The organism is Microbulbifer aggregans, assembly GCF_020524005.1.
Taxonomy (GTDB): Bacteria; Pseudomonadota; Gammaproteobacteria; order Pseudomonadales; family Cellvibrionaceae; genus Microbulbifer; species Microbulbifer aggregans_A.
Genome location: NZ_JAIVKK010000004.1, coordinates 421465 through 438635, shown reverse-complemented (window position 1 = coordinate 438635; position 17171 = coordinate 421465). Strand labels below are relative to the sequence as shown.

Here is a 17171-nt window from a genome sequence, read left to right as displayed (position 1 = left end):
CCCTGTAGGAGCCTGCTTGCAGGCGAACTTGTACTGACAACAGGTTGCGCGCCCCCCACCGCCACCGCTATACGACCTTGGTCGCAACCGGCGCGATCTTCTGCCGCTGCTGCAGCAGCGCACGTAACGCTGCCGGGCGCAGCGGTTTCTGCAGGAATTGCCAACCGGCGCTGTGCGCGCGCGCTTTTACCGTATTGGTATTTTCAGCCGAGATGATGACGCAGGGCACATCAACGCCCCAGCGCGCCAGCAGCTCGGCGGCGAGGTCGATACCGTTATCACCGTCATCCAAGTGAAAATCCATCAACAGCAAATCCGGCTTATTACACGCCAGCGCTTCGGTGCGGTCGCGCGCGCACTGCACGTGGCAGCCCCAGCCATCCAAAAGCGCGGCCATCGCTTCAAGGATCGAGGGCTCGTTGTCCACACACAGCACCTGCAAATCCAACTGCGCGCCGCGGCCGGTCGCTGCTCCCGACAACACGCGGGCAGTAACTTCCGCCGCGGCCAGGGCCAGGCGCACCTTAAACACGCTGCCGCGGCCGGGTTTTGACGCAAGGGTTACCGGGCTGTGCAGCAGGCGGCACAGGCGCTCCACAGTGGCGAGGCCAAGGCCGTAGCCGTGCTGGCGCTGGTTGTTATCTGCAAGTTCCTTCGGAGTCAGGCGGCAGAATTCGCGGAATACATCCTGTTGCTGTTCCGCCGCGATGCCGACGCCGGTATCCCAAACCTCCAGCGAAACCGTTTGCCCGCGGCGGCGTGCACCGATCAGCACGCCGCCACTGCGGGTGTATTTCACGGCATTGTCGAGGAGGTTTTGCACGATGCGGCGCAGCATCTTTTCGTCACTGCGCACCCACAGGTTGCTGCGCCGGTAACGCAGACGGATGCCGCGGCTGCTGGCGGCGATCCGCGCCTGCGCCACGGCGTCGTCGAGGATGCTGTCCAGGGACACGGCGCTGAAGGACGGGCGAATATCCCCCGCATCCATGCGCGCGATCTGCAGCATATCGGTAATCAGTTGTTCGGCCGCGGCCAGCGCGCTGTCGGCGCGAGTGAGCAGCTGGCGGCTGCCGTCTTCCAGCTCACGAGCAGCCAGTGCATCCAGGAACAGGCGACTGGCATTCAGTGGCTGCACCAGGTCGTGACTGGCGGCGGCGAGAAAGCGGGTCTTGCCGGCGCTGGCGGCGTGCAGCTCCCGGTTCAAGGCCTGCAGTTCGTCGTTGACGCTCTCCAGTTCTGCTGTGCGGTGGGCCACCTTGTGCTCGAGAGAGTTGCGGATCTCGGTTAATTCAGCGAGCGCGCGCTGATAATCGGAGACATCGGTATAAGTGGTGACAAATCCGCCGCCGGGCAGTGGGTTGCCGCGGATTTCCAGTACCGCGCCATCTGTGCGGTGGCGTTGCACCCGGTAGGCGGTGCCGTTGCGCAGGTGCTCCACCCGCTTGTCCACATGCATTTCCACGGCACCAGGGCCGCACTCGCCACGGCTGGCGTTGTAACGCACCAGCTCCGCCACCGGGCGGCCGACATAGATCATTTCCTGCGGATAGTGAAACAGCTCCAGATAGCGGCGATTCCATGCCACCAGATTGAGGTTGGCATCCACTACCGAGATACCCTGATCAATATTGTCGATACTGCTCTGCAACAACCCGCGCCCGAATTGGTAAATGTCCGAGGCCTGATCCAGTTGCTGCGCGGCGGTTTCCGGCTCGCTCAGCTGGCGCACCAGGCGGCGCGCGCTGGTGCTGCCGACGATACCGGCGAGGATCTTCTCCACCGCTTCCCGGTAGGCATGCGCCGCTACCTTGCCTGCGGACTTCTTGAGCAGCGGCGCCAGCGCCCGGTCTGCAGCGTCATCACCCACGAAGCGCGCCAGCAACTGGCGCAAACGCACTTTATCCACAGGCGCCGATCCTGCGCTGCCGCGGCGGGGCGCCCAGCGCTGCTGTACCAGTGACACCAGCACCAGTGCCACGCCGTTGAGGCCAAGCCCGAAGACACAACAAATGGTCAGAGGGTTCCAGTCGAGCCCCAGCCACGCCCCCAGGGTATCTGCATGTCCCAGGGCAGCGGGTAGTGCGGATAGTGCCCATATCGCGCTGCCCAGCAATAACCCCACCAGCACCGCCAGCGAGCGCAAGCGCGGCCAGTGTGCAGGCCAGGTCACGGCGGCGATCATCGCCGGTGCCAGTTGTGCCACCAGCGCCAGCGACAGCAGGCCGAAAGTACCCAGACTTACCCCGGGGCCTATCGCCTCGTTGACCCCGAACGCGGCCAGCATCAGCAGTCCAATAATCACCCGCCGCACTCTTCGCAAATCGGTACCCAGGGCCTTGCCCGCCGGACGACGCTGCAGACGGCGCAGCCACCAGGGCACGATCATGGTGTTGGCAATCATGGTGGACAGCGCAATCGTAGCAATGATCACCATGCTGGAGCCCGCGGAGAGTCCCCCCACAAACGCCAGCAGAGCCAGCCAGGACTGGCCGCTTTCCAGCGGCACGCCGAGAACAAAGCGTTCCGGATTGCCGTAGCCAGTCCCATCGCCGCCAGCGCCCGGCAGCCACAACAGGCCGCCGTACCCCACCACCAGGATTGCCGCCGACAGGATGCCGAGATACACCGGAATCAGTTTGCGCACTGGGCCGATATCGCGCTCGTCGTCACTTTCGATCATCAGGATATGGAACTGCCGCGGCAGGCAGAAGATGGCAGCCATCCCCAACACCACCACCGCGATAAATCCTGTATCCGCCCCGCGCGCTTCAGCCATCGCCGCCACACGCTCACTGGCCAGTGCCGTTCGGGTGAGATCCGCCGCACCATCGAAAGCAGAGTCCAGCAGGAAACACGCCACCGCGACGATGGCACCGATCTTGATCAACGCCTCGAAGGCCACGGCCAGTAACATGCCATTTCGGTGCACACTGCTGTCGATATGCCGGGTGCCGAACAGCAGTGCAAACAGGCCCAGGGTAACGGCGACGATGGCAGTGACCGCAGAGGGATTGATGCCGTCACCGCGGGCGAGCAACAGATAGCTGTCCGCCACCGCGCGCAACTGCAGCGACAGGTAGGGCACCACAGCGATCACCGCCAACAATGCCACCACCGCCGCCAGCCACTGGGTGCCGCCGTACTGGGCGCTGATGAAATCGGCGATGGAGGTGGAGCCCTGTTGTTTGGAGAGGCGCACAAAGCGCATCAACAGTGGCGCGCCGAAAATCAGCATCAGGCTGGCGCCGACAAAGGTGGGGGGTAGCAGCCAGCCCTCCTGCACCGCCTGTGCCGGGGTGCCGAAGAACATCCAGGCACTGGTGTAGGTGCCGGCGAGTGCCAGCAGCAGGGGCTTGAACGGTCGAATACGTGCCGCCGGCAGCCGGTCGCCCCAGAAGGCGATGGCGAACAGCAGCAGCAGATAGGCAAGGCCGACCGCGGCCAGCAGGGTCAAGCTGAACAATTGGCGCACCTTTCATTATTTTGTTTATATTGAGAGCCTAACCGATTGTCTGTTTTCTGTCCCGCCCCCGCTACAACCGGATCGTCATACCTTGGTCTAGCAGGCAAGGGAGCAGAGAGTGGCTAGAGTGCTAGTCCGGAACATTCCTATATAAAAACCATAAATTGGTGATCGGAGAGAGTCATGCGCAAAACAATAAAATTCAATCCTCTCGCCGTGGGCATCATGCTCGCCTGCGGCGCCAGTTTCAGCTACGCGGACAACAAAGGGCTGGAAGAAGTCACCGTTACCGCCCAGAAGCGCGAACAGTCCCTGCAGGAAGTACCTGTCGCCGTTACTGCATTCGGTGAAGACGCCCTGATCGAGAACGGCGTTGCCGACCTGACCGATGTACAAAAGCTGAGTCCCAACACCACTTTACAGGTCAGCCGCGGCACCAACTCCACCCTTACTGCCTATATTCGCGGTATTGGCCAGCAGGACCCACTGTGGGGCTTTGAGCCCGGCGTCGGTATCTATGTAGACGACATCTATGTTGCCCGCCCCCAGGGTGCGGTAATGGACGTGTTCGATGTTGAGCGCATCGAAGTACTGCGTGGCCCGCAGGGCACCCTGTACGGCAAGAACACCATCGGTGGCGCGGTTAAATATGTCACCAAAAAAATGACCGGCGATACCGAATTCAGAATTCGTGGTGGAGTCGGCTCGTACAATCAACGCGACCTGGTACTGAGTGGTCAAACTGGTCTGGGCAGCAAGGTTGCTGTCGGCGCCGCGGTAGCCAGTTATCAACGTGACGGCTTCGGTGAAAACATCAATACCGGTGCCGAAAACTACAACAAAGACATCACCAGCGCCCGCGTGTCCATGGAAATCACGCCGAATGAAGAGTGGTTTATTCGCCTCGCAGCAGACACCACCCAGGACGACTCCAACGCGCGTTTTGGCCACCTGATGTTCATGAACCCCTACGGCGGGGAACAGCCTCTCGATAACGTCTTCGATCACCGCTCGAATATGTCCTCCGATAACTCAGTGGAAAGCAGCGGTGCATCGGTAACCGCAGAGTGGAAAGTTTCCGACAGCATTACCCTGAAGTCGATCACCGCCACTCGCAGCGGCGAGACTACAACAAATATTGATTTCGATAGCAGCCCGCGTGCCGACTTCGATGTGCCAGCTTTCTACGACGATGAGCAGTTCACCCAGGAGTTCCAGCTGAACTGGAGCAGCGACCGCGCCAACCTGGTATCGGGCATTTACTACTATGACGGCACCGCATCCGGTGGCTTCGACGCGGTACTGGGCATCTACAGCATTCTCTCCCCTGACACCCTGCCGCTCGGCCTGACGCAAAATGTCAGCGGCAGCGTGGATACTGAGAGCCTCGCCGCTTACGCCAACTTTGACTACGCCATCACTGACGATTTCAGCGTGATCCTCGGAGGTCGCTACACCCGCGATGAAAAATCCGCGGACGTTTTCAAAGCAAACTATTACGGCCTCTACTCTCCGATGTTTGCCGATCACTATGACGGCACACCGGCTTTCGAACAGCCAATCGGCATTCTGACCGACTACACCAACAGCGACTCCTGGGGTCAGTTCTCTCCCAAGGTAGCGGCGAACTACCAGATTAATGACGACACCATGGTGTACGGCAGCTTCAGCTCTGGCTTCAAGAGCGGCGGCTTCGATATGCGCGGCGACGCCTCCGTAACCCCGGAAACTGTCAATGGCTACGACCCGGAAACTGCGGACACTTTCGAGGTGGGGATCAAAACCCAGCTATTCGAAGATCGCGTGCGCCTCAACTTCGCGGCATTCAGTACCGACTATGAAGACATGCAGGTCACAGTGCAGGATTTCTCGCAGTCCACAGGCGGCTTTGCCAGCTCGGTAATCAATGCCGGTGAAGCTGAGATCCGCGGCTTCGAAGTAGAGCTGATGGCGAGCCTTACCGACCGTCTGACGTCCAACCTCGTGCTCGGCTATACCGACGGCGATTATCTTGAAGTACTGACCAAGGTACCGGAAATTGATCCGGAAACTGAAGAGCCCACAGGTAACTACTTGACTGTTGACCTGGCTGAGACTTGGGATAACTTACAGTACAGCCCAGCGGCAACCGCCCTGTATCAGATGAGCTACGTCATGGATGTCGCGGGCGGTGAACTCGTTCTGAATGGTGGCGTTTCCTACCGGGACGGCATTCAGATTTATGCCGCTCCGAGCGTACTGGATGAAGGTTCCGTCACCCTCGTGGATGCAGGCGCCACATACTTTAGCGGCGACGGAAAGTGGCAAATGTCCCTACAGGGTAAAAACCTGAGGGACCAGGAGTACCGCAATGCGGGCTACAACTCTGCAGCGCTGGTTACCGGCTACTACGGCGCTCCACGCACCATTGCACTCACTGGAAGCTACAACTTCTAATCCTTTCGCAGATAGCGTTGTGTTTTACTTGGGAGCCCTGTGGCTCCCTTTTTTTGTCGCAACGATTCCCTTTCCGGCGCAGCCTTAAACAAATTGGCGCGCATTACCACTCTTTGGCATCAGGGTCTTCTAACCTGAACAGTGAAGGCGACAGATAAATGTCGCGTTCGTCACAACAGCCACCGAGGTATCAGCGTGCAGAAATTAAGTATTATTCTGCTGGCTGCGGCGGTAGCGGCAGGGATTGTCGCCGGTTGCACTGTAACTGAGCCAAAGGAAAGTCACGCAAACCGGGCGTTTAGCGACGCCATCCCCCCCAATATGGGCCAGCCGGATCACATGTCGGTGAGAACCAGCGAAACACCTTCGCGCAGCCCTAAATCCCTGAACGTTAACGGCACCAAGTTCCGCTGCTTTGAGCGCGAGCTCGAAACCAAAATCGTGGTGCGCTGCGTGCGCGAGTCCTAGGCGGCTGATTTATTGCTCAACTGTGACGGCAGCCGCGACAGCTTGTCGCCGGAGTCCACGCATATATACAGGCTCCGGCTAAGCTTTGGTTATCTGCAAGCAGGGAAAAGCGACTATGAGCAGACTATTTTTAGTTTGGCTCGCGGGGCTGGGGATCGTGATCGCCGGGTGCGTGGGTATGAGCACAAGTGAAGACAAGCCGATCCAGCAGCCCGGCTCACTGGCCAGCGTGTGCGGCGGCAAATGGGAAATGCGCCTGCTGCGGCTGAATGGTAATGCGGTGGCGGTCAGCGAACCTGAATCGTTTACCTTCCTCTGCAACAATGACGGCCAGGCCATGGGCAAAAGCGGCGTAAATACTTACCGCGGCAGTATGCAGATCACCGATACCGGCCAGATTCTCTGGGATACCGCGAGCTTCGCATCCACCAAAAAAGCCGGCCCGCCGCCGTTGATGGAACAGGAAAGCCAGTACCTGCGCGCTCTGTCCGGTACCCGTCAGGCATTTGTCAAAAGTGGCGGCGCGCGCCTGATCCTGCGCGATATACCCGGCGATATCTACATCGAATACATCAAAGCAGAGCACTGAGCGCTGCGTCTATTTGTTCGACTATTGGCGGGACTGGTCACAGACGGCGGCGTCCAAATCATGTTAAATGACGCAAACAGCTACCGGAAGGATTCCATGCCCGCTCAGCGCCACTCTGTCCTAGCGCAACTCACGCCATCTCGCGCGTTATTTCCCCTGGCTGGCACTCTGCTGCTGCTCATTTCCGCTTGCAGTCATGTTGACGAGCAAGGCGCGAGCCTCTCGTCACCTGAAGCGGCAGAAGCCGAAGCCATGTGCGCTCATCAATGGCTTCTGGAAAGCCTGACAATAGATGGACGCGAGCATAAATCCCATATGTTCTGGCGTAAAATGTGGCGCGACCGCCCCTATTTCACCTGCGATAAACTGGGCTTTGTACGCGGCAGCGCAGGCTCCAATCCCTACCTTGGCAAGTTCACCCTGGCCGAAGATGGCAATATTCAATGGCTCAAGCCGCCAAAAATTTCCCGCATGGGCAACCGCAGGGAAAGCAGTGAGCTGGAAAAAGATTTCCTGCTGGCGCTGCCGAGGGTAGACCGCGCAAGCCTGAGCTCGGATAGCCTGATCCTACAGGGTGCAGACGGGACAATGCTCGAATTTCAGCAGACACGCGAGCTGCCACCCGCAAGCCGCTGATTCACAAAAAAACAGCATAAAAAAAGCGGCCACCAGGGCCGCTAATACCATTCAAGAAGGGTCAACGTTCGCCAAGCGAAAGTCGGAACCAATCCTCCAACTGGAGGCGCTTCCACAATCGGAAGCTTCAGAAAAAACCATGATTAAACGATGGTTAGATGCAAAGAGAGAAGAACAACGAAGTTGAGGTTGCAGCGGTAACGCAACCGGACAAGCAACATTTCGTTGTGAACATAGATTAGATGTCTGACGTGACAAACAGATTACGCGGCAGTACTTTTTTACTTATTGCGCCGCTGGTGCTGCTCAAGGTTCTGCTGCCGCTTGCGCTCACTTTTACGCAGTAATACGTAGGTTGCCCCGAGCCCACCGTGCTGCTTCTGCGCGCTGTGAAAAGCGAGGACTTCCGGTAACTGCGGCAGCCAAGCATTGACACAGCTCTTCAGCAGCGCCGGCTGCTTGCGCCCTTCCCCCTTGCCGTGCGTCACCAGTGCACAACGCACATCGGCGTCAATACAATCCCGCACAAACTGATACAGCGCACTGCGCGCCATTTCGATGGTGTGGTGGTGCAAATCGAGACGGGCATCGACGTGGTACTTGCCCAGTCGCAGGTTGCGATAAACCCCGTTCTGCACGCCGTCACGCTTGAACTCGATTGGATCCCAGGGATCCACCGGTTCCACGAACTCACCGCCAAGCGGGTTGAGTTCACGGGCGGTCTGCGCGGTAGCCGCTTCGCGGCGCGCGCGCAGGTTGAGCTTGTCATCGGCCTGTTTGTTGAGGTTTGCGGTCTTGTGCTTTGGAGCCAGTGGCTTCACGTCACCCAGCGCGCCCATGGCGCCGTGAAACAGTTCTTGATCGTCTCTCATCCACAATTCCCCCGAAATACCTCTGCATGCATGGCCCCGGCGGCGGGCGAACATTTCGACTCAGGGGTCGAGAAACAGATCCACCGCCAGCTGATCGGCCTTGGCGGGATTGTGCGCATACTGGGTGAAATCTTCCACCCCCCGTTCGTGCAAAAGTACCTCGTCGATCAGCTGGGCACCGTTGAGGCCCTGATTGCGGGTAACCAACACTTCGTATGCGGCATCCGCCATCACCATGGGTTTACGGCTCTGCTCGAACATCTCCCGCGAACCCACGGCAAATTCAATTGCCGCTGTAGCCACCAGGGTGCGCGGCCACAGGGTGGCCACGCTAACGCCCGCTTCACGCAGCTCTTCCGCGAGCCCCATGCTGAGAATGGTCATGCCGAACTTGGACAGCGCATAAGGCGCGAACGGCCCCAGCCAGCGCGGTTGCAGGTTCAGCGGTGGCGACAGGCTCAGGATATGCGCGCAATCGGATTTTTTGAGGTAGGGAATGGCCAGGTGCGCGGTGAGGTAGACCGCGCGCGCGTTGACGTCGAGCATCAGGTCGTAGCGCTTGGGCGGTGTGGACTCGACGTTGGTGAGGTTGATGGCACCGGCGTTGTTGATCACCGCATCGATGCCGCCGAAGGTCTCGGCGGTTTTCTTGAGGGCTTCGGCCACCTGCGCTTCTTCGCGCACGTCCACCTGCATGGGCAACGCCTTACCACCAGCCGCCTCGATCTCTTCCGCAACGGTATAGATGGTGCCTGGCAGTTTGGGGTGGGGTTCGGCCGATTTGGCGGCGATGGCGATATTGGCACCGTCCGCCGCACACTTGAGGGCGATGGCGCGACCGATGCCGCGGCTGGCACCGGTGATAAAGATGGTTTTGCCCTTGAGGGCGCCGGTATTCTGGGTCAGGGTGATCTCTTCGCTCATGGCCACTCCAGGTGCTGGCGGTTTTCGATGCGGATCACTGGTCAGGCGCGGTAACAACCTCTTCAACCACGGCCGGGCAGTAGATGTCCTTGAAGGTCTGCGGCATGCGCTTGGGTTTGCCGCTGGAGAGTTCGATACAGACCATCTGCCAGGTGGCGCGCAGGACCAGGGCTTCATCACCGGCGCGGTACACCTGGAATTTGCGGGTCATATTGAGGCGACCGTCGACCCTGGTGAGCCAGGTGCCGATCAGCAGCTCATCGCTCTCTCTCGCGGCCAGTATATAGTCGTACTCGGCCTGCCGGATTGCCATTCCACGGTCCATGGATTGGTAATTAGTGACATCCAGCCCAAGATCTACACTGTGCGCCCAGGCGGCGCGCTCGCACCAACGCACGTATTCTGCGTTGTTGGCATGGTGAAGCCCGTCTACGTGTTCTGCTTCTACCTGAACCTTGTAGATGTAAGGGGCCGAAAAATCCCAATTCATGGAATAGCTCCGTAAAAAGTTTGTGGCGGACCTGCTACCTGGTGCACCTTCGCGAGACACGCCGTAAACCCATCCCTGGGGGCTCTTCCGCGACATCCCTGTCGCAGAAGGTCTCGCGAAGGTGCACCAGCCATCAGGTCCTTCATATCTCACTGTTGCGCTTCGTAAATAGCTTTGAGCTCAAATGCGAAGAGCACGCTCGCGGTAACTATTTGCGGGACCGTCTGCGGCCAGGACGGCCGCAGCCGAGCCCCCAGGGATGGGTTTAGGGGGGGGCGCCTAGCTCGTGTCCTGCAAGGTATTCCCGCCTGTGGGGCCGCTACGGTCATCATTTAGAGCACAAACGCGAACGATGCGCCAAAAAACAAAAAAGGCCCCCGAAGGAGCCTTTTCTGTGAGAGAACCGAAACTGGAAATTAAGCTTCGCTCTTCTCTTCTGCGCCTTGCTCAGAAGCCTGCTTCTGGGCCTGCTGCAGGGCAGCGGCGAACAGGGCGTCGAAGTTGATCGGCGGCAGCATCAGGGCCGGGAAGGAGCCCTTGGTGACTACATTGTCTACCACTTCGCGCGCGTACGGGAACAGAATGGTCGGGCACGCAGTGTTCAGTGCCTGCGCCAGCTGTGCATCTTCCAGACCTTTAACGCCGAACAGACCAGCCTGCTGTACTTCCACCAGGAAAGCAGTCTCTTCTTCCAGCTTGACGGTGATGGTCAGGGTCAGAGCAACTTCGTAAAGATCTTCGTCGATCTTTGCGGTTTTGGTGTTCAGTTCCTGGTTAACAGCTGGTTTCCACTGCTTTTTGAAAACCTCAGCGCCCATCGGAGTCTCGAAAGACAGGTCTTTCAGGTAGATGCGCTGCATTGCAAATTGTACTTGTTGGGCTTCTGCGTTGGCCGCTGCGCCGTTTAGTTCTTCAGCCATGTTACTGCCTGTGAATAAATAAAAGGTTATTAACTGCCTTCCCTGATAGAAGACTCCCTGTATGAATCTTCAAATGGGGGCCTCGAAATACCCTTTCAAGGCTGAAATCAAATTTTCTTCAAATGGGCGCGGTGAATCACGCCAACAGCTTGTCCAGCTGACCACTGCGCTCGATCGCCATCAGTTCGTCGCAGCCACCCACATGGTGGTCACCGATCCAGATCTGCGGCACCGTGTGGCGGCCGGCCTTGGCTGTCATCTCCGCGCGCAGTTGCCGGTCGCCATCGACGGAGATCTCCGTGTAAGGGACGTTTTTATTGTCCAGCAAATATTTGGCACGGACGCAGAAAGGGCAGAAGCGGGTGGTATAGATAACAACGTCTTTCACAATTGCGTACCTCAGAATGCGCAGATAGCCGGTTTACAGGAACCGGCTATCTCTTGATAGATCAACCCTTGACCAGAGGCAACTTCTGGTTCGACCACTCGGACATACCACCTTCCAGGCGGCGCACGTTATAGCCGGCTTTCTTCAGCTGACGACCGACCGCTCCGGCATGCTGGCCCATCTTGTCCGCCAGGATGATGGTCTTTTCTTTGTAAGCCGCCAGCTCACCGACGCGCTTCTCGAACTCGCCGTGGGGAATGTGGATGGCATCCACAATATGCCCGGCAGTGAATTCGGAGCGGTCGCGCAGGTCCACCACTTTGGCTTCATCACTGTTGATCAGCCGGGTGGCCTCATGGGCCGAGGCGGGCTTGCCCGCTTTCAGGCGTTCGGAAATGGCCAGCGCGTACAGCAGCGCAACCAGTAAGCTCACCAGCAGCCATTGCTCGCTGATAAAGACGAAAAAGTCCACTTCGCCCCCAATAATTCTCTGTTTGTTGTTGTGTGCGACCAGAAAGTCGCCGTTGTCATAAGAGGCCTGTGAACAGGCCCTTTAAAGGGGGCGGAGTATACACGAGGCATGAGCAATTATTAACCAGCAATTTCACTGTTCAATACGCCATAAAGCTGATCAATACCTGACCTTTTCCCTCTAAACAGGTTAAAATCCGCCCCCTGCAATTCGGTGACGTAAAAATCACCAGTTTTCCGGCCACGACGCCCGAGATCTCTATCAACCCAACATAGGAAATCCGATCCCATGGCATCCGCTGAGTTATCGCCCAAACGCCCCCTGGTTCTGCTCATTCTCGACGGCTTCGGCTTCAGTGAGCACGCCGAGCACAACGCCATTGCGGCGGCGAACTCCCCGGTATGGGATGAGATCTGGGCCACCCGCCCGAAAACCCTGATCCACACCTCCGGCATGGCGGTAGGCCTGCCTGAAGGTCAGATGGGCAACTCCGAAGTGGGTCATATGACCCTCGGCGCCGGCCGCGTGGTGTACCAGAACTTCACCCGCATCAACAAGGCGATTCAGGACGGCGACTTCTTCCGCAACCCGGCCTACACCGCGGCAGTCGACAAGGCCGTGGCCGGTAATGGTGCCGTGCACATTATGGGCCTGCTGTCAGAAGGCGGTGTCCACAGTCACGAAGACCATATTGTTGCCATGGTAACCCTGGCCGCGCAGCGCGGCGCCAGGGCGATTTATGTGCACGCCTTTACCGATGGCCGCGACACGCCGCCGCGCAGTGCCGAACCTTCCATTGCGCGCCTGATGCAGGTTTGCGACACCGTCGGCAATGCCCGTATCGCCAGCCTCAGCGGGCGTTACTACGCCATGGATCGCGACCAGCGCTGGGATCGTGTGCAGCCGGTATACGACGTCATCACCCGGGGCACAGCAAAGCACGAAGCCACCGACGCGCTGGCCGCCCTCGCCGCAGCTTATGAGCGCAACGAAAACGACGAGTTCGTGGCCCCGACCCTGATCGGAGCCCCCGCGCCACTGGCAGACGGCGACGCATTGATCTTTATGAATTTCCGCCCGGATCGCGCGCGCCAGCTGACCCGCGCCTTTACCGATCCGGCCTTCGACGGCTTCGAGCGCGCAGCGCAGCCGAAACTGGCCGACTTCGTGATGACCACCGAATACGCCGGTAACATCGACGCCAGCTGTGCCTTCCCACCGGAAGCACTGGTCAACACCCTGGGTGAATACCTGCAGAATCAGGGCAAAACCCAGCTGCGTATCGCCGAAACAGAAAAATACGCCCACGTAACCTTCTTCTTCAGCGGCGGCCGCGAAGAGCCCTACACCGGCGAAGAGCGCGTGCTGATCAAGTCCCCGGATGTCGCCACCTACGATCTGCAGCCGGAAATGAGCGCGCCGGAAGTCACCGACAAGCTGGTGGCAGCCATCGACAGCGGCAAGTTCGACGCCATCATCTGCAACTACGCCAACGGCGACATGGTCGGCCATACCGGCGTGTTCGAGGCGGCGGTTAAGGCTGTGGAAGCGCTGGACGGCTGTGTAGACCGCGTCATCAAGGCCGCACTGGCCGCTGGTGGCGAGGTACTGATCACCGCCGACCACGGCAACGTGGAAGAAATGTACGACGCCGGCTCCGGCCAGGTGAGCACCCAGCATTCCACCCTGCCCGTTCCCTTCGTGTACGTGGGTGATCGCACTGTAACCATGCGCGACGGCGGCAGTCTCGCAGATGTGGCACCCACCATGCTGACGCTTATGGGTATGACACAGCCTGCAGAAATGAGTGGCGAGCCTCTGGTAAAGTTGGACTAACTTGAACTAAGTTGGACTGGGCCAAATTCAGGTAAGCTTTTCGCCATGAAATTTTCTGTGTATGCCATTGCTGCACTGCTGTCCGCATTCCTGTTCACACCAGCCTGCTTTGCGCAGGCTGGTGAGGAAGAACAACAGGCGCGGCTGGCGGAAATCAAGCAGCGCATCGAAACCCTGCAGCAGGAGCTGAACCAGGTCAAAACCGAGCGCGACCAGTTGCTCAAGGACCTGGAAGCCAACGAGAAGGATATTTCCGAGCTGCTGCAGCGCGTCGACAAGATCAAAGCCGATATGCAGAGCCGCGGCGAGAAGCTGCAGGAGCTGAAGCGGGAAGAAAAACAGCTGGAGGAATCCCGGCGAAGTATGCAGCGGCGGGTCGAGCAGGAAGTCGCCGCCGCTTACCGACTCGGTCGCCAGGAGCAGATCAAGCTGCTCCTCAACCAGCAAGACCCCCAGCACATCGCCCGCCAACTCCGCTACCACGACTACTTTCTCAAGCAACGCAGCGCCGTCATCGACGATTACGTCAGCACCCTTTCCGAACTAGAAACCGTCAGCAGTGGTATCCAGCGAGAGCAGGACACCCTCGCGCGCGAGCGCAACCAGCTGGAAGACAAGCGTCGCGCCCTGACCAGTGCCCAGCAGGCGCGCCAGCGCACCCTAGACAAGCTGGCCACCCAGCTGGCCAGCAAGAGCGGCGAACTGGATAAACTGCGCGGTGACCGCAGTCGCCTGCAGCGCCTGGTGGACGAAGTGGGTCGTGCGATTGCCAGCCTGATCAATCCCAGCGACCAGACCCCATTTTCCAAGCAGCGCGGGCGCATGCAGTGGCCGACCCAGGGGCGACGCGCCAATGCGTTTGGCCAGCGCCGCGCCAACGGTATCACCTGGACGGGCGTCACCATTCGCGCCAACGAGGGCAAGCCGGTACAGGCCATTCACCGCGGACGGGTAGTGTTTTCCGATTACCTGCGCGGCCAGGGCATGCTCATCATCCTGGATCACGGCGATGGCTACATGAGCCTCTACGGCCACAATCAGTCGCTGACCCGCGCCATCGGCGAGTGGGTGGAGCGCGGGGACACTATCGCCAAAGTCGGCAATACCGGCGGCCTCAGCCACAGCGGGCTCTATTTTGAAATCCGCCGCAACGGTAAACCCCAGGACCCTACCGCGTGGTGCCGCGGGTGATTCGAAACCGCATAGCCAACCAAGAACAGTGCGCCGACAAAAGTTTGTGAGGCACTGAGCTCTTCGGTATTGTTTGGCGAACCGCCAAAAATCGAATAAAAGGTCCGGATTATGATCCGCACCGAGACATAAGGAACAATCATGGAACAGGCAGGTAATTCGCCACATTCGCAGGAAGGCCAGTACATTGAGCAACACAGCTCTCTGCGCCAGATCTGTCACGTTAACTACGCGCTGCAGGCACTGTCCTATTTCTTTGGCATTACCATTTTCATCGCCCTGATCCTCGCCTACATCAAGCTGGATGATGCGCGGGGCACCTACTACGAACAGCACCTGCGCTGGCAGATCCAGAGCTTCTGGAGAGGTCTGCTGTTTCTCGCCATCCTGGTGGTCGTTGGTCTGGTGATTTTCACGCTGACCCTGGGATTAGGCACCTTTCTGGCGTTCCCGCTGGCCATAGCGTGGTATGTGTGGAGCATTTATCGCATTGCCAAAGGCTGGCTCTACCTCAGCGAGAACAAGCAGCTGTTCAACCTGTATCGCTGATCGCTATCCGGTTCCGCCCGGCGCACCGCCGCCGGGTTTGGCATATTTTCCTTCCTTCCCCTGCCCTCCAGTCCCTTGCAATTACCGCCAGTTTGCCGGCCCAGTTCTGATTCCGGGTCTACAATTCTTCTTGGAAAGAAACGATAAATGCCAAGGACGCGCAGACTATGTTCACCCCGAAATCGCTGGCCCGCTTAGTTGGCGCGGCAGCCCTCACCGCATTGCCGCTGATCGGACTCAGCCAGGCCGACGGTGCCGACAACATCTCCCTTGAGGCCCAGTCCCGCCTGCCGCTGGAAGACCTGCGCAGCTTTGCCAAGGTCTTTGAACAGATACGGCAGGGATACGTGGAAGAAGTGGACGACAGCACGCTGCTCGAATACGCCATCAAGGGCATGCTGCAGGGGCTGGATCCTCACTCTGCTTACCTCGACAGCCGCTCGTTCGACGACCTGCAGGCCAACACCACCGGTGAGTTTGCCGGCCTGGGTATCGAAGTGGGAATCGAGGAGGACTACATCACCATTGTTACCCCCATGGACGACACACCCGCAGCGCGCGCCGGATTGCGCGCCGGCGATGTGATCCTGCGCCTGGCGGGCAAGTCCATGCGCGGCGTGAGCCTCGACGAGGCCGTGGAGAAAATGCGTGGTCCAGTGGGCAGTGAGGTAACCCTGACCATCGGCCGCAAAGGCCACAAGGAACCGTTTGACGTAACGCTCAAGCGCGACACGGTAAGGGTGTACAGCGTGCGCGGTGAAATGCTCGAAGACGGCTATGGCTATCTGCGCATCAGCCAGTTCCAGCTCGATACCGGTGGCGACCTGATGCGCGCAATGAAAAAACTCCAGAAAGAGGGCGAGATCAAAGGACTGGTCATCGACCTGCGCAACAACCCCGGTGGCGTACTGCAATCTTCTGTGGAAGTGGTGGATGCCTTCCTGGAAGAAGGTTTGGTGGTATACACCGAAGGCCGAAATGATTCATCCAACCTGCGCTATTCCGCCAGCCCCGGGGATGTCACCAAAGGTGCGCCGCTCGTGGTGCTGATCAACGATGGCTCCGCATCAGCCGCGGAAATCGTGGCGGGCGCTTTACAGGATCACCGCCGCGCGGTGGTGATGGGCACCGACAGCTTTGGCAAAGGCTCGGTGCAGACCGTAATTCCGATCAATGAAGACCGCGCAATCAAGCTGACCACAGCGCTTTATTTCACCCCCAAAGGCCGCTCAATACAGGCGCAGGGCATCAAGCCGGATATCACCGTTGAGCGCGCCACCGTAACCCGTATGGACGGCCGCTCACGCACCACGGAAGCGGATTTGGCCGGGCACCTGGGCAATGGCAATGGCGGTGTGGAGAGTGGCTCGGAAGACCGCAAGCGGGCGAAAGCCAATCGCGGCGACTGGTACAGCCGCGACAATCAGGTATTCGAGGCACTGAATGTGCTCAAGGGGCTCAATCTCTACGCGCACCGCTATAAGGCCCCCGCCTCCGGTACCGCGGGCAATAACGTAGCTGGTGAACGGGTCGCACAGATTCGCGCAGAAGATCTTTAATTCCCAACGGCTTCCACAGGAAAGCCGAACGCAAAACCGACACGCAACTTTGACTAGTATTAAAAGAGCGTGCCGGTTTTTTTATGCAGTTTGCAGTTCAGGAAGTAGCGAGGTTGTCATGCAGCAGTACCGCCGTGGCGAAGAGGATCGATCCATCCCACCCCGCGCAGAGCGCTTTTTCAAGCTCGGTGATGACTGGTATTTCAATATGCGGGGAGGCAGGGTTTTTGGTCCCTTCCCATGCCGCGCAGAAGCGGAGGAGGCGGTCAGGAAAACCCTGGAAAAACCGGTAGAGTACACCGGCAATATCCGGCCTTTTGGCAGCCAGCGTGCGCGTCGCTGGCGCAACACGCACAAGTCCTGAATATCGGCGTA

The 17171-nt window shown here is 59.0% G+C and carries 16 protein-coding genes; 9 read left to right on the top strand and 7 right to left on the bottom strand.

Going from position 1 to position 17171, the window contains the following annotated elements; all coding sequences use genetic code 11:
• Nucleotides 1-67 precede the first annotated feature (67 nt).
• Nucleotides 68-3466 carry a PAS domain-containing hybrid sensor histidine kinase/response regulator gene (locus tag LC093_RS09505; RefSeq protein ID WP_226664505.1) on the bottom strand — a complete coding sequence of 1133 codons (3399 nt, stop codon included), beginning with the start codon at nucleotides 3464-3466 and terminating at the stop codon, nucleotides 68-70.
• Between the two features lie 183 nt (nucleotides 3467-3649).
• Between LC093_RS09505 and LC093_RS09500 the strand changes: the two genes are divergently transcribed.
• From LC093_RS09500 to LC093_RS09485, 4 genes are all read left to right on the top strand, one after another.
• Entirely contained in the window at nucleotides 3650-5902 is a 2253-nt protein-coding gene (locus LC093_RS09500) for a TonB-dependent receptor (RefSeq protein WP_226664503.1), read from the top strand.
• A gap of 195 nt (nucleotides 5903-6097) precedes the next feature.
• Nucleotides 6098-6370 (top strand): hypothetical protein, encoded by a 273-nt coding sequence (locus LC093_RS09495; protein WP_226664501.1) that lies wholly within the window; start codon nucleotides 6098-6100, stop codon nucleotides 6368-6370.
• Between the two features lie 115 nt (nucleotides 6371-6485).
• Nucleotides 6486-6959 carry an META domain-containing protein gene (locus LC093_RS09490; RefSeq protein ID WP_226664499.1) on the top strand — a complete coding sequence of 158 codons (474 nt, stop codon included), beginning with the start codon at nucleotides 6486-6488 and terminating at the stop codon, nucleotides 6957-6959.
• Nucleotides 6960-7019: 60 nt separating this feature from the next.
• Nucleotides 7020-7595 (top strand): META domain-containing protein, encoded by a 576-nt coding sequence (locus LC093_RS09485; protein ID WP_226664498.1) that lies wholly within the window; start codon nucleotides 7020-7022, stop codon nucleotides 7593-7595.
• 281 nt (nucleotides 7596-7876) lie between these two features.
• Here the strand turns inward: LC093_RS09485 and smrA are convergent, their stop codons facing one another.
• The 6 genes from smrA to LC093_RS09455 all read right to left on the bottom strand — a co-directional run bounded on the left by smrA (nucleotide 7877) and on the right by LC093_RS09455 (nucleotide 11661).
• A complete protein-coding gene (gene smrA / locus LC093_RS09480; protein ID WP_226664496.1) occupies nucleotides 7877-8467 on the bottom strand; it encodes a DNA endonuclease SmrA in 591 nt (196 codons plus the stop codon).
• 60 nt (nucleotides 8468-8527) lie between these two features.
• Nucleotides 8528-9391, bottom strand: coding sequence for an SDR family oxidoreductase (locus LC093_RS09475; protein ID WP_226664494.1), 864 nt, complete (start codon nucleotides 9389-9391; stop codon nucleotides 8528-8530).
• Nucleotides 9392-9425: 34 nt separating this feature from the next.
• The gene (locus LC093_RS09470) at nucleotides 9426-9881 is read right to left on the bottom strand and encodes an acyl-CoA thioesterase (protein ID WP_226664491.1); all 456 of its coding nucleotides are present in this window, start codon (nucleotides 9879-9881) and stop codon (nucleotides 9426-9428) included.
• Nucleotides 9882-10297: 416 nt separating this feature from the next.
• Nucleotides 10298-10801, bottom strand: coding sequence for a protein-export chaperone SecB (gene secB, locus LC093_RS09465; RefSeq protein ID WP_226664489.1), 504 nt, complete (start codon nucleotides 10799-10801; stop codon nucleotides 10298-10300).
• Nucleotides 10802-10937: 136 nt separating this feature from the next.
• Nucleotides 10938-11189 (bottom strand): glutaredoxin 3, encoded by a 252-nt coding sequence (grxC, locus tag LC093_RS09460; RefSeq protein WP_226664486.1) that lies wholly within the window; start codon nucleotides 11187-11189, stop codon nucleotides 10938-10940.
• A gap of 61 nt (nucleotides 11190-11250) precedes the next feature.
• The gene (locus tag LC093_RS09455) at nucleotides 11251-11661 is read right to left on the bottom strand and encodes a rhodanese-like domain-containing protein (protein WP_226664484.1); all 411 of its coding nucleotides are present in this window, start codon (nucleotides 11659-11661) and stop codon (nucleotides 11251-11253) included.
• Between the two features lie 288 nt (nucleotides 11662-11949).
• Between LC093_RS09455 and gpmI the strand changes: the two genes are divergently transcribed.
• The 5 genes from gpmI (at nucleotide 11950) to LC093_RS09430 (ending at nucleotide 17160) form a co-directional block, all read left to right on the top strand.
• On the top strand, nucleotides 11950-13497 hold the full coding sequence (gene gpmI / locus LC093_RS09450) for a 2,3-bisphosphoglycerate-independent phosphoglycerate mutase (RefSeq protein ID WP_226664482.1): 1548 nt from the start codon (nucleotides 11950-11952) through the stop codon (nucleotides 13495-13497).
• A gap of 45 nt (nucleotides 13498-13542) precedes the next feature.
• Complete coding sequence (locus LC093_RS09445; RefSeq protein ID WP_226664480.1) at nucleotides 13543-14688, top strand: murein hydrolase activator EnvC family protein; 1146 nt, start codon at nucleotides 13543-13545, stop codon at nucleotides 14686-14688.
• A 141-nt stretch (nucleotides 14689-14829) separates the two neighbouring features.
• Entirely contained in the window at nucleotides 14830-15237 is a 408-nt protein-coding gene (locus tag LC093_RS09440; RefSeq protein WP_226664479.1) for a DUF4870 family protein, read from the top strand.
• Between the two features lie 167 nt (nucleotides 15238-15404).
• Nucleotides 15405-16796 carry a S41 family peptidase gene (locus tag LC093_RS09435; RefSeq protein WP_226664478.1) on the top strand — a complete coding sequence of 464 codons (1392 nt, stop codon included), beginning with the start codon at nucleotides 15405-15407 and terminating at the stop codon, nucleotides 16794-16796.
• Nucleotides 16797-16914: 118 nt separating this feature from the next.
• Nucleotides 16915-17160 carry a DUF6316 family protein gene (locus tag LC093_RS09430; RefSeq protein WP_226664477.1) on the top strand — a complete coding sequence of 82 codons (246 nt, stop codon included), beginning with the start codon at nucleotides 16915-16917 and terminating at the stop codon, nucleotides 17158-17160.
• Nucleotides 17161-17171: the final 11 nt, after the last annotated feature.